This window comes from Rhodococcus sp. JS3073, from assembly GCF_026810085.1.
In the GTDB taxonomy this organism is placed as follows: Bacteria; Actinomycetota; Actinomycetes; order Mycobacteriales; family Mycobacteriaceae; genus Rhodococcus_F; species Rhodococcus_F wratislaviensis.
This window is the reverse complement of sequence record NZ_CP113951.1, coordinates 2,662,107-2,678,480: the sequence shown is the minus strand read 5'-3', so window position 1 is coordinate 2,678,480 and position 16,374 is coordinate 2,662,107. Positions and strand designations below refer to the sequence as shown.

The 16,374-nt window shown below is 68.1% G+C and carries 15 protein-coding genes, 2 pseudogenes and 1 riboswitch; of the genes and pseudogenes, 7 read left to right on the top strand and 10 right to left on the bottom strand.

Features of this window, described 5'->3' with window-relative positions:
- Positions 1 to 19 precede the first annotated feature (19 nt).
- A riboswitch (cobalamin riboswitch) is annotated at positions 20 to 232 on the bottom strand.
- 120 nt (positions 233 to 352) lie between these two features.
- Genes OYT95_RS12000 through OYT95_RS11985 form a run of 4 tightly spaced genes read right to left on the bottom strand, consistent with a single transcriptional unit; the run spans position 353 to position 3,813 of the window.
- On the bottom strand, positions 353 to 961 hold the full coding sequence (locus tag OYT95_RS12000; protein WP_128639883.1) for a response regulator transcription factor: 609 nt from the start codon (positions 959 to 961) through the stop codon (positions 353 to 355).
- On the bottom strand, positions 958 to 2,073 hold the full coding sequence (locus OYT95_RS11995) for a sensor histidine kinase (RefSeq protein ID WP_268791542.1): 1,116 nt from the start codon (positions 2,071 to 2,073) through the stop codon (positions 958 to 960). Before OYT95_RS11995 ends, OYT95_RS12000 begins: the two co-directional genes overlap by 4 nt.
- A 19-nt stretch (positions 2,074 to 2,092) precedes the next feature.
- Positions 2,093 to 2,869, bottom strand: coding sequence for an ABC transporter permease (locus OYT95_RS11990; RefSeq protein ID WP_268791541.1), 777 nt, complete (start codon positions 2,867 to 2,869; stop codon positions 2,093 to 2,095).
- Entirely contained in the window at positions 2,869 to 3,813 is a 945-nt protein-coding gene (locus OYT95_RS11985; RefSeq protein ID WP_268791540.1) for an ABC transporter ATP-binding protein, read from the bottom strand. Before OYT95_RS11985 ends, OYT95_RS11990 begins: the two co-directional genes overlap by 1 nt.
- Before the next feature lie 282 nt (positions 3,814 to 4,095).
- On the opposite strand from OYT95_RS11985, the gene OYT95_RS11980 reads away from it, so the two are divergent.
- Positions 4,096 to 5,184: a 3-deoxy-7-phosphoheptulonate synthase gene (locus tag OYT95_RS11980; RefSeq protein WP_037234639.1), complete on the top strand. Its 1,089-nt coding sequence runs from the start codon at positions 4,096 to 4,098 to the stop codon at positions 5,182 to 5,184.
- Here the strand turns inward: OYT95_RS11980 and OYT95_RS11975 are convergent, their stop codons facing one another.
- The 3 genes from OYT95_RS11975 to thpD form a co-directional block, all read right to left on the bottom strand.
- The gene (locus OYT95_RS11975; protein ID WP_037234636.1) at positions 5,185 to 5,832 is read right to left on the bottom strand and encodes an alpha-ketoglutarate-dependent dioxygenase AlkB; all 648 of its coding nucleotides are present in this window, start codon (positions 5,830 to 5,832) and stop codon (positions 5,185 to 5,187) included. It lies immediately after the preceding gene.
- A 178-nt stretch (positions 5,833 to 6,010) separates the two neighbouring features.
- The gene (locus OYT95_RS11970; protein ID WP_268791539.1) at positions 6,011 to 8,161 is read right to left on the bottom strand and encodes an MMPL family transporter; all 2,151 of its coding nucleotides are present in this window, start codon (positions 8,159 to 8,161) and stop codon (positions 6,011 to 6,013) included.
- Positions 8,162 to 8,329: 168 nt separating this feature from the next.
- The gene (gene thpD / locus OYT95_RS11965) at positions 8,330 to 9,241 is read right to left on the bottom strand and encodes an ectoine hydroxylase (protein WP_268791538.1); all 912 of its coding nucleotides are present in this window, start codon (positions 9,239 to 9,241) and stop codon (positions 8,330 to 8,332) included.
- 145 nt (positions 9,242 to 9,386) lie between these two features.
- Between thpD and OYT95_RS11960 the strand changes: the two genes are divergently transcribed.
- The 5 genes and pseudogenes from OYT95_RS11960 to OYT95_RS11940 all read left to right on the top strand — a co-directional run bounded on the left by OYT95_RS11960 (position 9,387) and on the right by OYT95_RS11940 (position 12,293).
- Positions 9,387 to 10,034, top strand: coding sequence for a LysE family translocator (locus tag OYT95_RS11960; RefSeq protein WP_268791537.1), 648 nt, complete (start codon positions 9,387 to 9,389; stop codon positions 10,032 to 10,034).
- An 88-nt stretch (positions 10,035 to 10,122) separates the two neighbouring features.
- A pseudogene (locus OYT95_RS11955) lies at positions 10,123 to 10,929 on the top strand (zinc-binding dehydrogenase); the annotation flags it as partial.
- Positions 10,930 to 11,178: 249 nt separating this feature from the next.
- On the top strand, positions 11,179 to 11,313 hold the full coding sequence (locus tag OYT95_RS11950; RefSeq protein ID WP_255309515.1) for a hypothetical protein: 135 nt from the start codon (positions 11,179 to 11,181) through the stop codon (positions 11,311 to 11,313).
- A gap of 279 nt (positions 11,314 to 11,592) precedes the next feature.
- Positions 11,593 to 11,805: pseudogene (locus OYT95_RS11945) on the top strand (zinc-binding dehydrogenase); the annotation flags it as partial.
- A gap of 62 nt (positions 11,806 to 11,867) precedes the next feature.
- Positions 11,868 to 12,293 carry a VOC family protein gene (locus OYT95_RS11940; protein WP_037234622.1) on the top strand — a complete coding sequence of 142 codons (426 nt, stop codon included), beginning with the start codon at positions 11,868 to 11,870 and terminating at the stop codon, positions 12,291 to 12,293.
- A 7-nt stretch (positions 12,294 to 12,300) separates the two neighbouring features.
- Here the strand turns inward: OYT95_RS11940 and OYT95_RS11935 are convergent, their stop codons facing one another.
- Together OYT95_RS11935 and OYT95_RS11930 are read right to left on the bottom strand one after the other, a co-directional pair.
- Positions 12,301 to 13,338 carry an AraC family transcriptional regulator gene (locus tag OYT95_RS11935; protein WP_128639875.1) on the bottom strand — a complete coding sequence of 346 codons (1,038 nt, stop codon included), beginning with the start codon at positions 13,336 to 13,338 and terminating at the stop codon, positions 12,301 to 12,303.
- Positions 13,335 to 14,522: a pyridoxal phosphate-dependent aminotransferase gene (locus tag OYT95_RS11930; RefSeq protein WP_037234616.1), complete on the bottom strand. Its 1,188-nt coding sequence runs from the start codon at positions 14,520 to 14,522 to the stop codon at positions 13,335 to 13,337. Before OYT95_RS11930 ends, OYT95_RS11935 begins: the two co-directional genes overlap by 4 nt.
- A 120-nt stretch (positions 14,523 to 14,642) precedes the next feature.
- Here OYT95_RS11930 and OYT95_RS11925 point away from each other — a divergent pair, with 120 nt between their 5' ends.
- The gene (locus OYT95_RS11925) at positions 14,643 to 15,242 is read left to right on the top strand and encodes a carboxymuconolactone decarboxylase family protein (protein ID WP_112301169.1); all 600 of its coding nucleotides are present in this window, start codon (positions 14,643 to 14,645) and stop codon (positions 15,240 to 15,242) included.
- Here OYT95_RS11925 and OYT95_RS11920 read toward each other — a convergent pair.
- Positions 15,217 to 16,137, bottom strand: coding sequence for a sigma-70 family RNA polymerase sigma factor (locus OYT95_RS11920; protein WP_037234611.1), 921 nt, complete (start codon positions 16,135 to 16,137; stop codon positions 15,217 to 15,219). The two genes, OYT95_RS11925 and OYT95_RS11920, sit on opposite strands and share 26 nt — an antisense overlap.
- Positions 16,138 to 16,374 lie beyond the last annotated feature (237 nt).

Genomic DNA, 16,374 nt, shown 5'->3' with positions numbered 1-16,374 from the left:
GCGGTAACCGTCGGGCACGGCGTGCCCGACACAGTCGGCAGGTCTTCGGACTCGCAGGCAGCCGGTGTGACATCACACCGGACCTAGTGGCCGTCGCTTCCCAGGCGGTTGCCCAGTGCGTGGTGACGGCGGTCGTTCCTGCTCACCGCTGCGGGACAGTCCCGGATTTTCACCGGGTTCCCTCTCACACGCGCGAACTCCGGGGAGTCCGACGTGCTTCGACGCCAGGTGCGGTCTTCGGGGCTCCTCACGACCGTGCCGGGCGAACCAGCTGCAAGGCCAGCATAGGCCTTCGGCCCGTGCGCGGTTAAGGGGTCCCTGGACTCGTCAAGCACTCACGGGCGCGAATCGCCTAGAGCCAGCCGTTCGACTCCGCGGCGCGGACGGCCTCGGCGCGGGTGCTGGCGCCGGTCTTGCCGATCGCCGAGGACAGGTGGTTGCGCACGGTACCTGCGGACAGGAACAGCGCGGCCGCGATCGAGGCGACCGGCGCACCGTCCCGCGCCGCCCGCAGCACGTCGGTCTCCCGGTCGGTGAGCGGCGATTCCCCGCTGACGAGACTGTCGGCGGCCAGAGCCGGGTCGACGACGCGCAGTCCGGCATGGACGCGCCGGACGGCGTCGGCGAGCTGGCGGGCCGGGGTGTCTTTAACGACGAACCCCGACGCACCGGCCTGCAATGCCTTGCGCAGGTAGCCGGGACGGCCGAACGTCGTCACGATCAGGACGCGGGTCTGCGGCATCTCGGCCCGTAATGCCGCGGCCGCGTCGATCCCGTCCAGGCCGGGCATTTCGACGTCGAGGAGCGCGACGTCGGGGGAGTGCTCGCGCGCCGCTGCGACGACCTCGTCGCCGCGCCCGACCTCCGCGACGACCGTCAGGTCCGCCTCCAGGTCGAGGAGGGCGGCGAGGGCGCCACGGACGAGTGCCTGATCGTCGGCGAGCAGCAGCCGGATCGTCACGGGACCTCTTCCTTCAGCACGTGCAACGAGAATCCGCCCGGTTGCGGATGGGTGATGACGACCCGGGCTCCGGCGGCGGCGGCGCGCTCCCGCAGGCCCACCAACCCGTTCCCGTGCACGGATTCACTGCAGCCGGATCCGTCGTCGACGACGGTGACCTCGCGTTCGCCCACCGTGACGGAGCAGTGCGTCGCGCCGCTGTGCCGGACCACGTTCGTGACACCCTCGCGGACCGTCCACGCGAACAACTCGCGCAGGCCGGTGGGTACCGACTCGGTGCTGTTGGGCAGCTCGGCCTCGATTCCGGCCGACCGCAACGCTTCCCCGGCCCGGGCGATCTCCACCGGAAGCGACAGCCCCCGGATTCCCTGCACGGCCTGCCGGACGTCTGCGAGCGCGTCGCGGGAAAGGCGTTCGAGGTCTGCCACTTCCGTGCGCGCCCGGTCGATGTCGATGTCGAGGAGCCGGCCCACGAGTTCGGCCTTGACGGTGATGACGGTGAGGGAGTGCCCGAGGATGTCGTGGAGGTCGCGGGCCATCCGGGTGCGTTCCTCCTGCACGGCGAGTCGTTCGCTCGCTTCCCGTTCCCGGACCAGTTCGATGTTGCGGTTGATCAGCTTGGTCACCCCGAACATCGCGAATGCGGCCGCGCACACGCCCAGCGAGAGCCCGGTGCCCGACCCCCAGTCCATCACCGCGGAGATCGCTTCCACGAGAACTGCGACGGTCAGCGCGGTGATCCCGCCGAGCCACGCGGGGAACAGCATGACCGCGGAGACGGCGAGGAAGACGGCGGCGGACAGCCCCGAAGACCCGACGGCGACCACCATGACGGCTGCGAGCCCGAACAACGCCACCACGAGTGGTACCGCCTGGTTCAGTGGTGGCCGAAACTCGTTGTGCGCGCGCCGGGTATGCGACCACCGGAACATCGCGAGGTACGTCACCGCGAAGGACAGCGTGGCGATCATCCCGATCCAGCCCCGGACCTGATCGCGGGCGGCCCACCCGTCGAGGAACGGCTGGAAGAGGAAGACGGTCCACGCGGCGGCGAAAATGAATCCGAAACGGCCCCATCGTCTGGTCACGACGGGGCCGTCGGGGGTGGTCACGGCAGTCACGATACCGCCGTCACACTCGCTCGGTGTCGCGCTGGAAGCGCCACGCCGCACCGCCGACGAAGATCGCCAGCCACAGCGCGACGTTCAGGAGCCACGTCCACTGCATCGCATCGCCGGTGAGCGGTGCGTGCACCAGTTGACTCAGCCCGTACGTGGGCATGAACTGCGCGATCGACGCCCACACCGAACCGTCCTGCAGCGGCATGAACAGGCCGCCCGCGAAGCCGAGCACGGCGAGCCCGGGGCCGAGGATCTGCATGACGTTCTCGCTCGGCAGCAGGTACCCCATGAACAGGCCGAACGCGGCGAACACCGCGGATCCGAGCAAGGTGATCAGGGCCGTCGTGAACCACAGGGACGTGTCCATCTGGACGGACGTGAACGCGCCCACCAGATAAACGACGCCGACCGCAGCCAGACCGAGCATCATCGCGACGAGCACCTTGACGAAGATGTACACCCCGGGGGACAAGGGGGTGAGCCGCAACTGCCGGCTCCATCCCGACGCCCGTTCCACCGACACCATCGCCCCGCCGCTCGTCGTCGCGATCATCGCGCCGTACAGCGCCATGCTGATCATCACGTACGCCGAGACGTTCCCGTTGCCCGCGCTCTCACCCGAGTAGCTCGGGTTCAGGCCGAAGATGAGGAAGAAGACGACCGGCATGACGAGAGTGATGATCATCGTGCGCCGATTGCGCAGCAGCCGGCGCAGTTCGAGGCCGAGGAGGGTGGTGTTGAGTCCGCCGAGCGGGGGAACACGGCGGCGTGCAGTGAGGGTGGTCATCAGTTGGATCCTTCCGTGCCGGAGTCGGAGGTGAGCGCGATGAACGCGTCTTCGAGTCCTCGGGAGACGATTTCGAGGTCGCAGGCAGGTGTCTGTGTGAGGAGGTGGCGGGCCACGGCGTCGGTGTCCGTCGAGTGGACGAGGACGCTGTCACCGCGAACTTCGATGCTGTCGGCGCCGGGAATCGCGAACAGCTGTTCCCGGTCAGCACCCGGGAAGTGGGCGCGCACCGTGCGTCCCGCAGCCAGTGCCTTCACCTCGGCAGCGGTGCCGTCGGCGACCACTTTCCCCTTGCGCACCAGCACGATCCGGTCGGCGTAGGCGTCGGCCTCCTCGAGATAGTGCGTCGCGAAGACGACCGTTCGGCCGCTGTCCGCGTCGGCGCGGATCGCCGACCAGAAGTCCCGCCTGCCCTCGACGTCCATGCCCGTGGTCGGCTCGTCGAGGATCAGCAGCTCGGGATCGGAGAGCAGTGCCATCGCGAACCGCAGTCGCTGCTGCTGACCGCCGGAACACTTGCCCACCAAGCGGTTTCCGAGATCGGCGATACCGGCCCGGGTGAGGACCTCGTCGACGGGCCGCGTGTCGGCGAACAGGCTCGCGGTGAGCCGGACTGTCTCCTCGACCGTCAGTTCCTTCAGCAGCCCGCCCGTCTGCATGACCGCCGAGACCAGGCCCTTCGCGATCGCGGTGCGCGGATCGGTGCCGAACACGGATACCTCGCCGGCGGTGGGGCGGGACAGTCCGAGGACCATGTCGACGGTGGTGGTCTTGCCGGCGCCGTTGGGGCCGAGGAACGCGACGATCTCGCCGGGCCGGATCTCGAGGTCCAGGCCTCGGACGGCGTGAACGTCACCGAAGTACTTGTGGACGCCTCGCAGGCTGACGGCCGGAGCCGGCGACGCGGAGGCGTTCGTGGAGGTGTGGAGCTCTGTCGATGTCATGCATTCAGCGTGCGATCCGGACGGCCGCCGACCCCGACACGTCCGTCACGACCTCACCGTGACAAATGTCAGGGGGCCGGGGTAGGTGTGGCGCCGATCGGGGGCAGCCGTTACTGTGGGCGCCATGCAGCGCGCATATTTCTGGTTTAGCAGGCCGGCCCCGGGTGGGCCGGTCGGCGTAACCACGCGCTGACTTCTTCCACCCCAGAGCCGGATTACAGACCGGCTCGCGGGAATCTCCACAGTCTTCGAGGGCCGGCCTGAGAACAGGAACCCGAACCCATGACTGTCACTCTCGACACCACCACCAGCAGTGATCGGCTGGACGACCAGCGCACCGTGAGCATCAGCCCGCTGGTGGCGCCGTCGGTCGTGCGCCGTGAACACGCCCCCGACGACGTCGCGTCCGCGACCGTGCGCTCCGGCCGCGCCGACACGGTGAACGTGCTGAACGGCGAGGACGATCGACTGCTCGTCGTGGTGGGCCCGTGCTCGGTGCACGACCCGGACGCCGCCATGGACTACGCCCGCCGCCTCGCCGCGAAGGCCGAGGAACTGCGCGACGACCTGCACATCGTGATGCGGGTCTACTTCGAGAAGCCGCGCACCACGCTCGGCTGGAAGGGTCTGCTCAACGACCCGCACCTGGACGGCACGTTCGACATCGACACCGGGATCCGCATGGGCCGCAAGCTGCTGCTCGACGTGTCCTCGCTCGGCCTGCCGGTCGGCTGCGAGTTCCTCGACCCGATCATGCCGCAGTACATCGCGGACCTCGTCACGTACGGCGCGATCGGTGCCCGCACCGCGGCCAGCCAGGTGCACCGGCAGCTGTGCAGCGCGCTGTCGATGCCCGTCGGGATCAAGAACTCGACGGAGGGCGACGTGCAGGTGGCCGTCGACGGCACCCGCGCCGCTGCGGCGAGCCACGTGTTCCCCGGCACCGACCTCGACGGGCAGGCCGCGCTGATCCGCACAGTCGGCAACCCCGACTGCCACGTCATCCTCCGCGGGGGCAGCGACGGACCGAATTACGACGCGGAGACGGTGGCGGACACGCTCGCCCGGCTGCGCAAGGGCGGTCTGCCCGAGCGGGTCGTCATCGATGCCAGCCACGGCAACAGCAGCAAGAACCACGAGAAGCAGGTCGACGTGCTGAACGACATCGCGGCCCGGCTCGAGGGCGGTGAGAAGGGGATCGTCGGTGTGATGGTGGAGAGCTTCATCGAAGCCGGTCGTCAGGACCTCACACTCGGAAAGGCCGAGGACCTCACGTACGGCCAGTCCATCACCGACGCGTGCATCGACTGGAACACGACGGCGGCGCAGCTGGACCGCCTCGCCCAGGCAGTGGCCGCACGCCGGAAGTGATCACCGCACACCTCTCGTGCGGAACTGCACGCTGATCCGCGGTCCGAGCGGGCGGGTGCTCTTCGGTACGCAATGCTCCCAGGTGCGCTGGCAGGAACCACCCATCACCAGCAGGTCACCGTGGCCGAGTGAGTACCGGATCGAGTGCCCGCCGCCGCGCGGACGCAGCAGCAGCGGACGCGCGGCGCCGAGCGACAGGATCGCGACCATGGTGTCTTCGGTGCGGCTCCGGCCGGTGTCGTCGCCGTGCCAGGCGACGCTGTCGGAACCGTCGCGGTAGAAGCAGAGTCCGGAGGTGGCGAACCTCTCGCCCAGCTCGGGCAGGTAATACCTGCTCAGGGCGTCGCGTGCCGCGACCAGCAGCGGGTCGGGGAGCGGCTCGCCTTCCGGGTAGAACCGGACGAGGCGTGGCACGTCGACCACCCGGTCGTACATCTGGCGCCGCTCCGCTTTCCACGGCACCGTCTCCGCGAGCGTCGTGAACAGCTCGTCGGAACCGGTCAGCCACCCCGGCCGCACGTCGACCCACGCTCCCGCCGTGAGCGTGCGACGCTGCACCGTCGGCCCGAGCTCGCCGAGTTCGACACCGAACGACGCGTCGTCGAACAGTGAAGCCTGGAGCGCATACCGCGCATCCGCGGAAGTCATGTCGCCATGCTACCCGAGATTCGAACGTATGTTCTCATCATTTTTCGTGCGGCGACCGCCGCCGGCGGCGGTACGCGCAGACGCACCCCGTCTTGGGTCGCCCACTGTTTCGGGCCCTGAAAGGAGTGCGGCTGCAAAGAAGTGGTGCGTCTGTGCACAACGCGGCCGGCGGTGGCAGTTACCGCGGCACCGCCGGCTCGCGGTCGTCGCCGGTGTCGATGGTCGCCTTCTGCCTGCTCGGCCACCAGAAGGCGCGACGTTCGAGTGCGGACAGGCTCGGTACCAGTATCGGTGCCATCGCGAAGGCGGCGATCGCGACACCGATCGCGACACCGAAGCCGAGTTCGGCGAGGTTGGCCAGTCCGGTGAGGGTCAGGGAAGCGAAGGTCAGCGCCAGGATCAGACCGGCGGCGGCCACGGTGGGGGCGTCGTTGGAGACGGCGATCCGCGCCGCCTCACGCGGGGTGTACCCGTTGCGGAATTCCTCGCGCAGTCGTGAGGCCAGCAGGATGTTGTAGTCGGTGCCGATCGCGACGACGAACAGGTAGAGCACGATCGGAATGGAGAAGTCGATCCCGTCGTAGCCGAGGCCGTGCAGGAACAGGAGCACGACGGCGCCGAGGGTGGCGACGAACGTGAGTGCCACGCACACCAGCAGGTTGAGCGGGGCCAGCACGGCGAGCAGCAGCAGGGCGAGAATCAGCGCGATCGCGACTGCGGCGACGGGGAACACGAGGCGCGTATCCGCCGCGAGTTGCGCGCGGACGTCGACGAACGTGGACGTCTGCCCTCCCACAACGACTTCCGAACCGGGTACCGCATTGTGAGCTGCATCGCGGATCGGGCCCTCGACGAGGTCGAGGGACGCGTTCGAATAGGGATCGTCGGCGAGTACGACGTTGACGAGCGCGGCGCGACCGTCCTGACTCGGTCGCGGCGGGGCGACCGAGGACACGCCCGGCACCTGCGTGAGAGCAGTGACGAGCGGGGTCAGCGACGCCGGATCGAGCGGCCCGGGAGCCACGACGTACACCTGGGTCGGGCTCAGCGCGCCCGCGGGAAAGGATTGGTCGAGGGTGTCGAATGCCTGCTGTGACGGCGTGTCGGAGGGCAGTTCGCCCAGCGTGTTGTACGTCGACTTGTAGCCGGACGCGAAGGAGGCGAGCGCGATCAACACGACGCCGACCGCGATGGCGAAGACGGCTGGGCGCCGCCCGATCGCGGTGCCGATCGAGGCGAACGGTGTGTGGGGGCTGTCGTGCCCCGGTCCGAGCGGCCAGAACAGGTGTCGGCCCAGAACGGTGAACACGGCGGGGATGAGCGTCAACGCCGTCACCAGCATGACGACCACGGCGACGATCAGACCGGGCGCGAGCGTGGTGAGCGAGCCGAGTTTCGCCAGCAGCAGTGCGGCGAACGCGACGATGACCGTGAGCGCCGACGACGCGACGACGCGCCCGACGACGTCGGTGGAGAACACGAGGGCTTCTCGATGCGTGTCGGTGGTGGACCCTGCCGCGGCCTGTTGCCGGAGGCGTTCGCGATAGCGGAACAACAGGAAGACGATGTAGTCGGTGCCGACACCGAAGAGGACCACCACGAGGATGGATTGCAGTGACGTGCTGACCTGGAAGTCGAACAGATCGGCGAGCACGGCGGTGAGTCCGGTGACCACCGACAGCACCACGCCGATCACGAGAACCGGCAGGACGGCGATGACGGGGCTGCGGAAGATCAGGCCGAGCAGGGCGAGGATGACGATCACCGTGGCAATCGTGATGACCTTGTCGGCGTTGTCGTATGCGGCGGTGGTGTCGACTTGAATGGCCGCGTTGCCGGTCAGCCCGCTCACCAGTCCGGTTCCGTTCAGTTGCTGCTCGGCGTCGCCCCGGATGACCGGCACGGCGTCGTTGACCCGGTCGTCGCCGGGTTGTCCGTCGAACACCACCTGCAGTGCGGCGGCCTTCCCGTCGGCGGACAGCGACGCAGGCGACCCCTGCACGCTCACCACACCAGGGATCGCCGAATTCTGCAGCGACGTCGCGAGATTCAGCGCCGTCTGCTGGTCGGCCGGCGACAGCGGGGCGGCGTCCGCGCGGACCACCACCAGGCTGCCGGTGGCGCCGGACAGGCTGGGGAAGTATTGGTTGCCGACGGCCTGCGCCTCGGAGGACTCGAATGAACTGGGCAGGAACGTCTGCTGGTTACCGGTGGTGTAGTCGTCGAGACTCGGTGCGAACAGAATGACGGCTATTGCCGCGACCACCCAGGCGGCGATGACCTGCCACGGGTGTGCGACGACGGTGCGCGCGATGTAGGCAAACATCATTCCCCGTTCCGGGAGATGAAGGTTCGGCCGCGCCCGGCCGGGCGGTCGAACCGTGCCCAGCCATCGTCGCATGCAGGGTGCCGCGAAGGCTACGGGTTTCGCGGCATCGACAGACCGCGGCCCCGCTCCGGCGTCAGGGAGCAGGGCCGCGGTACGTCATGGTGCTCGTTACCGCAAAGGGGTGAAATCCCGGCTGCCGAGGTAGTCGGGGCGCGGCGCGGGCGCCGAAAACGGATCCGTCAGGGTGTTCTCGGCACTGTTGAACACGATGAAGAGGTTGGAGCGCGCGAACGGCGTGATGTTGCCGTTCGACCCGTGCATGCAGTTGGAATCGAACACGGTGGCGGACCCGGCCGGTCCGGTCATCATGTCGATGCCGTACTCGTTCGCCATCCGGGTGAGCGTCGGCTGATCGGGCGACCCGGTGGGGGGAACGTAGCTGACCAGCGATTCCTTGTAATAGTCGTCGGGGGTCTCGCCGGCGCACGAGACGAACGCGCGGTGAGATCCGGGCATGATCATCAGCCCGCCGTTGTGCCCGTAGTTCTCGGTGAGCGCGATCGAGATACTTGCGGCGCGAGGAGTGGGCATGCCGTCCTCGGCGTGCCAGGTCTCGAAGTCGGAGTGCCAGTAGAACGGTCCGCCGGTGAAACCCGGCTTGAAATTGAGTCGCGACTGGTGGACGTAGACGTCCGAACCGAGGATCTGCCGGGCGATACCCACCACCTCGGGGCGGCGGATGATCTCGTCGACGACGTCGCTGAGACGGTGCACGTCGAACACGGAACGGACGGCGCCGTCGCCGTTCTCCCGTACGACGCGGCCGTCGCCGCGCAGCGTGTCCGTCTCGGCGAGGCGGGCCATCTCGTCGACCAGATTGAACACGTCGCGGGGTGGGATGATCGCGTCGGCGGAGTGATATCCGCGTTTGTCGTAGTCGGCAACCTGATTCGCGGTGAGCGGACCGGTCCGGGTATCACCCCGTTTCTGGTCCGACCAGGTGACCGGGTCCTGACGGACGGTCATCGTGCACTCGTTGCGGTCCCTCGTGGGGTAGTTGTCGGCTACGGCCGTACGCATAACTCGTGTTTCACCCTTTCGGATTGGACAACGCTTTACTCTTCCGACGTTCCCACTGGTCGTCGACGAATGCAACCCGGACACAGGTCCACCGAGGCTGGACTGGACCGCGACGGCGCGTCGCCGCGGTGGGATCGTCACGGACATGATCGATTCGGCGGCGGTACTCGGAGTGGCGGCGATCGCCCTCGGCATGGTTCTCACACCGGGGCCCAACATGGTGTACCTGGTCTCGCGCAGCATCACTCAGGGCAGGGCGGCGGGACTGGTCTCGCTGGCCGGTGTCGCTTTCGGATTCCTGTGCTATCTGGCAGCTGCGACACTGGGTATTTCGGCGGTGTTCTCCGCCGTCCCGCAGGCGTACACCGCGCTGAAGCTGGTGGGCGCGTGCTACCTGGGCTGGCTGGCGTGGCAGGCGTTGCGTCCCGGCGGGCACACACCGTTCGCGCCCGCCCGGGCGCTGCCCCGGGATTCGTCCACCCGGCTGTTCCTGATGGGTCTCACGACCAACCTGCTCAATCCGAAGATCGCGGTGATGTACCTGGCGCTGATCCCGCAGTTCGTCCACCCCGGCGCCGGGCCCGTGTGGTTGCAGAGCCTGCTGCTCGGCAGTGTCCAGATCGTGGTCGCGCTCACCGTGAACGCGCTGATCGTCTGCGTCGCAGGAACTGTCGCGACGTTCCTGTCCGGACGACCGGTGTGGCTGCGTGCGCAGAAGCTCGTGATGGGAAGCGTCCTCGGCGGTCTCGCCGTTCACCTCGCCCTCGACCGGACGCGGCCCGCGACGGTCTGAATCGGCAGTTGCCCAGTGGTCTGAATCATGCACACATGGGCATGTTTCGCGGGTACCGTCGGAGGCGACGACGACGAAGGGGTGAGAGATGGCCGAGACGATGCGGGCGCAGCGATTCCATGCCGACACGAAAACTATTGCCGTGGAGGATGTTCCGATTCCAGAACCCGGTCCCGGTGAAGTGCTCGTCAAAGTGGAGTTCTGCGGCATCTGCCATTCCGACCTGAGTCTGATCGACGGCACGTTTCCAGCGCTGCTGCCCGAGGTGACCCAGGGGCACGAGGCGTCGGGCACCATCGCGAAAGTCGGTGCCGGCGTGACCGACTGGTCCGAGGGGGACCGCGTCGTACCGTCCGCGGGCAGGCCCTGCTTCGTGTGCCGCAACTGTCGCCGCGGGGACCTCACGAACTGCCTGAACATCCAGCTCATGGCGTTCGCCTACGACGGCGCGTGGGCCGAGTACACGGTGGCGCAGGCCGGGGGACTGACCCGCATCCCGGACAACGTCCCGTTCGAGCAGGCGGCGATCCTCGCCGACGCGGTGTCGACGCCGTTCGGTGCGGTCGTGCGCACCGGCAAGGTGGTGGTCGGGGAGACCGTCGGCGTGTGGGGCGTGGGCGGAGTCGGCACCCACATCGTGCAGCTGGCACGTCTGGTCGGCGCCGTCCCCGTGATCGCGTTCGACATCAATCCCGCTGTGCGGGAACGCGCCCTGGAACTCGGGGCCGATTACGCGTTCGACTCCCGGGACGAGAACCTGAAGGAGAAGGTCGCCGAGGCGACGGACGGCCGGATGCTGGACGTCGCGTTCGATGCGGCCGGCCTGAAGGTGACGTTCGAGCAGGCACTCGACTGCCTGACGGTCGGTGGCCGGCTCGTCGCGGTCGGGCTCTCAACTGTTGACGTAGTGGCTAATACTTCCTATCACTGTCGGTTCATACGCATCGGCGAGGCGGCGGCAACCTGAGCATGTCCGTGGTGGGGGTCCAGAGGGGTCTAGAGGGCCGCGTCGGAGGACCGGTTACCGTCCCGGCGACAGGTTCCGGTCGGCGAGTTTTCGATCGGGAGGATAGCGACGTCAATCTGGGTCGATCTGCACCGGAGAGTGTTCGGGCCGACAGGGCGGAAGCAGTTGTATTGCCGGGTGTCCGGCTCGACCGGCCTGGAACCCTCGCTCGCCGATCAGGATGTGATATTGCGTGAGCGTGCCACCGGCACCGTCTACCGGGCCTACCAGGATCGTGGTTCCGGTCTTCGGGAGAGGCTCGAGCGGGTGTGAATCGGATGCGTGGCGATGCAGCCACCCGCCGGTTTGCGGTGGTGCGCGTGGTGGCGGGATCGGTGGCGCGGGTTTCGGGGTGGCGTGGATCGAGCGTGACGTGTCGGTGGTCGGCGTTAGGGTCGAGACCGTCGGTGAGGATGGGGACATCGCGTGGTCCTTCATCGAGTGACTTTGGTAGGTCTCTCGAAGAGTGACGCGATGGCCACCTTCGTTGGCTACGACACGCCGGTCAGATGCGGAACCGCTTCATACACCATCTTCATGGACGCAACCACCACCGCGCAGTTCGGTCTGTCCCAGAAGCAGGTGCTCGGCCACCTCGGCTACAAGAACGTGGACATCGAAACCCTCGCCGAACTGGTGTCCCGTGGCCGCCTCGACCTGTCGCGGTCGATCAGCGAGATCATCCCGCTCGAAGACGTCGCGAAGGGCATCGAGAAGCTCGCGAACCACGAGGGAGATCCCATCCGGATCCTCGTCAAACCCTGACACCGGCCGGTCCCGGGCCCGGCTCACCGGGACCTGTCGGTGCCCCGCTGTACCGTCGGGCCATGGGATATGAATTTCAAGTCACAGTGGACTCGGAGAACCCGCATACCCTGGCCAAATGGTGGGCCCAGACGCTCGGCTGGGAGGTCGAGCCGAGCAACGAGGAGTTCATCCGCGGGCTCGTCCAGGCCGGCCACGCACAGGAGTCCGACACCATCGAGTTCGAGGGTGTCCTGGTCTGGCGGGAGGGCCAGGCCATCCGCGATCCGGAACACCCGGAGCGCCCCCGCGTGCTGTTCCAGCTGGTTCCCGAACGGAAGACGGTGAAGAACCGGCTCCACCTGGACATCCGGGTCGGGGACGCCCGCTACGAGGTGGCCGAGAAGCTGGAGCAGGCCGGCGCCACCGTGCTCCACCGGGGCCGCCAGGGACCGAGCGAGTGGGTCACGATGGCTGACCCGGAGGGCAACGAATTCTGCGTCAGCTGACGCGCTGTCATGCCCCGCGGTAGGAGCTCGGGGTGCTGCCGGTCCATCGTTTGAAGGCGCGACGGAACGCGCTGGGCTCGGAGAAGCCGAGCCGCGCCGACAGGTCCTCCACCGTCTCGCCGCGCCGGAGCCCGGCGACGGCGGCGTCCCGGAGCACTTCCTCCCGCAGCTGGTTCAGCGACGTCCCCTCCTGCCGGAGCAGGCGGCGCAGGTGGGGGACGCTGATCGACAGCATCTCCGCAATGTCCTCGGCTGTCGAGGTCCTGCCTTTCATGCCGAGCTCGAGGACGCGGCGCACCTGCGCCGACGCCGTGCTGTCGTAGTCACGCTCCGACATCAGCAGCGTCGGTGACTCCCGGAGATAGTCCTCGAGCGTCTCCTCGGTCTGGATGATGGGCGCCCGCATCACCGCGTTGTCGAATTCGATTGCGGGAATATCGGAATCGAATGTCACCGGAACGCCGAAGATGTGATCGTAGTTCTCGGCGAGCTGCGGCAGCGGCGCCGGATACGGCAGTTCCACCGCCAGCAACCGGACCCTCTTGCCCACGAGCCACGCCGCGAAACGATGAAGCAGGATCAGCAGGAAGTCGGTGGTCACCCGCGTCGCCTCGATCGACGACTGCACGTCCTCGGTGGACCGTTCGGCCGCGGCCGGGCGGATGTCGATGGTCATCCGGGTGCCGCCGTTGACACCGGGGCCGATGTGCAGGGCGGGAAGTGACGGCAGGGCGCGCAGGATGTCGGCCATCCGCTCGAGGGCGGCGGACAGATCCGCGGTGTGGATCAGGGCGAGGCAGACGAGCCGAAACGTGCCGCGGGGGACGGGGGCCGGCCCGAGGCCGAACAATTCGTCGCCCGTGATCTGCCAGACCGCCTGGGTGAACGCGGTGACCTGGGTCGGCGTCAACCGGGCCAGCGGGTCCTCGAGCGACGCCGCCGTGATTCCCGCCGCCGTCAGCGCGGGGGAGAGATCGACCCCACTGCGCGCCGACAGTTCGAGCGACCGCCGCACGAAGTCGGCGGGGATCGTGCGGACAGTCACGATCCAGGCTCCCCGAGGGTCCGGAGCCGCCGCGCAGCCTCCTCGAGCACGTGATCCTGCTTGCAGAACGCGAACCGCACCAGCGGGTTCCACGGCTGCGGATGGTCGGTGAACACACTGACCGGCACCGCGGCCACGCCGATGCGCTCCGGGAGCCTGCGGCAGAAGTCGATGCCGTCGTGTTCGCCGATCGCGGTGATATCGGCGCACAGGTAGTACGTGCCGCCACCAGAATGGACCTCCAGGCCGGACGCGACGAGCGCGTCGTACAGCACGTCCCGCTTGGCCTGGAGACTGTCCCGCAGTTCCTTCACCCACTGCTGCTCGTGGCTCAGCGCATGTGCCACCGCGGGCTGGAACGGTCCGCCGCCGACGAAGGACATGTACTGCTTCGCGGTCCGGACGGCGTCGATCAGTTCCGCCGGACCGCACGCCCAGCCGATCTTCCACCCGGTGACATTGAATGTCTTGGCGGCGCTCGACACCGAGACGGTGCGTTCGTACATTCCCGGGAGAGTGGCCAGTGCGGTGTGCGTTCGGCCGTCGAAGACCAGGTGCTCGTACACCTCGTCGCTGAGAACCAGCAGGTCGTGCTCGCAGGCCAGTTCCGCGACGGCGGCGATCTCCTCCGGGGTGAACACGGTGCCCGTCGGATTGTGCGGGGTGTTGATCACCAGCATCCGGGTCTTCGGGGTGATCGCGGCCCGCAGAGCGTCGAGGTCGACGACGAACTTCGTGCCCGAGCGGGCGAGCGGCACGCTGCGCCGCACCGCTCCCGCCAGCGCGACAGACGCCGCGTAGGAGTCGTAGTACGGCTCGATCAGCACCACTTCCTCACCCGGTTCGACCAGACCCAGGATGGCGGCGCTGATGGCCTCGGTGGCGCCGACGGTGACCAGCACCTCCGAGTCGGGATCGTGGTCGAGCCCGTACCGGGCCAGCCGGTCGGCCGCGACCGCGTGCCGGAGCACGGGCATGCCGGGGCCGGGCGGGTACTGGTTGAGCCCGTCCGCGATGGCTCGGCGCGCGGTGTCGAGCATGGACGCGGGACCGTCGGTGTCGGGGAAACCCTGACCGAGGTTGATGGCGTCGTGGCGCACGGCGAGCGCGGTCATCTCGGCAAAGATGGTGGACGCGAACGGCTGCAAGCGCTGGACGGTGCGGTTGCGCGGCGTTGCGGGCATTACTGCAGCGTAGTCGGTGTGACGGCGAGGGTTGCACACGGCCGCGTCACGTTCTGCAGGGCTGTCTCGTCTTCTCTGTAGACGGCGCGCGAAGGGCGCCCGGTGACGATGGAGGACGCAATGCCCCGCATTCCCGCAGTGGCCCCGGCGGACGCGAGCCCGCTGGTGAAGGTCGCCTACAAATATGCTGCCCACAAGTTCGACGAGGTGCCCGAGCCGTTCACCGTGCTCGCCCATCACCGCAAACTGTTCGTCGCGTCGGCCCGGCACGAGCTGGCGGTGCAGAAGGCGTCGACCGTGCTTCCCGCGAACGTGCGGGAGATCGCCGTCTACCGCGTGGCGTGGACGATCGGCTGTTCGTGGTGCGTGGACTTCGGCACGATGCTGCAACGCCTCGACGGCCTGGACGTGGAGCGGCTCCAGCACATCGCCGACTACGCCGACTCGCCCGCGTACAGCGAGGACGAGCGCGCGGCCATCGCATACGCCGACGCGATGACGGCGACGCCCACCACGGTCACCGACGAACAGGTGGCGGACCTCGAGCGCCGGTTCGGCCGGGCCGGTGTCGTAGAACTGTCCTATCAGATCGGTATCGAGAACATGCGCGCCCGGATGTACTCGGCGCTGGGCATCACGGAGCAGGGTTTCGGCACCGACTCGTGCCGGGTGCCGTGGGCCGACGACGCCGCGGTCACGAAGGAAGGTCCGGGATCCTGATTCCGCCGAACTTCTCCGGATTGGCGATGTCGTACGCCGCGTAGACGAGTCCGTCCCGGACGGTGAACCCACCCACTCGCGGCGGCGAGCTGCGGTGGGCATCGTCGCCGGTGAGTGCGGCACTGAAGAAGCCCAGCTGGCCGTTGACCAGGACCGGCTGCATGACGGTGAACACAGCCGGCCCGTACCGCTTGATGAGGCCGAGGAAGAAGCGGGCGAATTTGTCCGCGCCGTGGATGACGTTGACGGCGGTGCTCGTAGTGCCGTTGGCGTCGCCGATGACGAGGGCGTCCGGGTGCAGCGCCGCGATCACCGCGTCGACGTCGCCGGCGGCGAGTGCCTCGAGCAGTCGCTGCACGGCGACGGCATGCTCGTCGTCGGGAACGGCGGGTGTGGTTGCGGCAGCGGCCTTGCGGGCCCGCGACGCGAGCTGACGCGCCGCGGGCGTCTCGATGCCGAGAATCCCGGCCACCTCGTCGAACGGGACCCCGAAACCGTCGTGCAGCACGAACGCGACCCGTTGCGCAGGGGTGAGCGTGTCGAGCACGATCAGCGCGGCGAGGCGGTTGTCCTCGTCCCGGACGACCGCTTCCAGCGGGTCCGGCTCGGCCGACGGCGACAGTCCGGTGACGATGGGTTCCGGAAGCCATTGGCCGACATACTGTTCCCTCCGCACCGCCGCCGACCGCAACCGGTCGAGGCAGATCCGCCCGACCACCGTCGTGAGCCACGGCCGGAGGTCGCGGATGTTCGCGGCCTTCGCGTCGTCGAGTCGCAGCCACGACTCCTGCACGGCGTCCTCCGCATCGCTGACACTTCCCGTCAGCCGATACGCCACGGAGAGCAGATGCGGCCGGTGGGACTCGAATTCGTCGACCAGCGTCGCAGTGGGCATGCCGATATCCTACGTGCGGTCCAGACATAAAATCCGTCGTGTGTGTAACCGTTGACCCTGGTGGTGGGTCCGGACGTATGGTGTGGCGACCACACCACGTCCAGGGAGTCTGCCATGTTCCAGTGTTTCGGCTGTCGTAGCTGACCTGGCTTTTTCGCACCCCTTTTCTTTCCGCACGTCCTGCTCACCCGTTCGGCGACCCGCCGGGCGGGTTCGGGAGTGCGCTCGCACGACCCG